Consider the following 995-nt stretch of genomic DNA (forward strand, 5'->3'; position numbering starts at 1 on the left):
CGGCCAAGCGCACGCTGGACCAACTCGGCATCCCTCGTCGGACATTCTACCGCTGGTATGATCGCTACCTCGAAGGCGGGCCGGAGGCGTTGGAAGATCGGCCATCGGCGCCGAGCCGGGTGTGGAACCGCATCCCGGCGGGCATCCACGACCAGATCATCGAGCTGGCGCTGGAACAGTCTGAGCTGAGCCCCCGGGAACTGGCCGTGCGCTTCACCGATGGGCAGCGCTACTTCGTGTCGGAATCCACGGTTTACCGCCTGTTGAAGGCCCACGACCTGATCACCAGCCCGGCCTATGTCGTGATCAAGGCTGCCGATCAGTTCCACACGAAAACCACGCGGCCGAACGAGATGTGGCAGACCGACTTCACCTACTTCAAGATCATCGGGTGGGGCTGGATGTATCTGTCGACCGTGCTCGACGACTTCTCGCGCTACATCATCGCCTGGAAGCTGTGCACCAACATGCGAGCCGAGGACGTCACCGACACGCTGGACCTCGCCCTGGCGGCTTCTGGTTGCGACAGCGCCACGGTGCTGCACAAACCTCGGCTACTCAGCGATAATGGCCCCAGCTACATCGCGGGTGAGCTGGCGGAATACATCGAGGCCCGGAAGATGAGCCATGTCCGCGGCGCCCCGTGTCATCCCCAAACCCAGGGCAAGATCGAGCGCTGGCACCAGACCCTGAAAAACCGCATCTTGCTGGAAAACTACTTCCTGCCCGGCGACCTCGAAGCCCACATCGAGGCCTTCGTCGAGCACTACAATCACCAGCGATACCACGAGAGCCTGGCCAACGTGACGCCTGCCGACGCCTACTTCGGCAGGGCTCCGGCAATCATCAAACTGCGCTAAAGGATCAAGCGACAGACCATCGAACATCGGCGCTTGCAGCACCGCAAGTTCGCCGCCTAACATCAACCCCCTGACGAGGTCCGCACTCCGCTAATCTACGCCGCGAGTTGTGCCGAATGTTCTGACGACGGACAG

At 61.9% G+C, this 995-nt stretch carries 1 protein-coding gene; it reads left to right on the top strand.

Annotated elements, in window-relative coordinates; translation table 11 throughout:
- Positions 1–860: IS3 family transposase (locus L8F96_RS18540; protein ID WP_334657025.1), on the top strand; the 860-nt coding region annotated here is incomplete at its 5' end.
- Positions 861–995 lie beyond the last annotated feature (135 nt).

Source organism: Sphingomonas panaciterrae (assembly GCF_036890205.1).
Classification (GTDB): domain Bacteria; phylum Pseudomonadota; class Alphaproteobacteria; order Sphingomonadales; family Sphingomonadaceae; genus Sphingomonas; species Sphingomonas panaciterrae.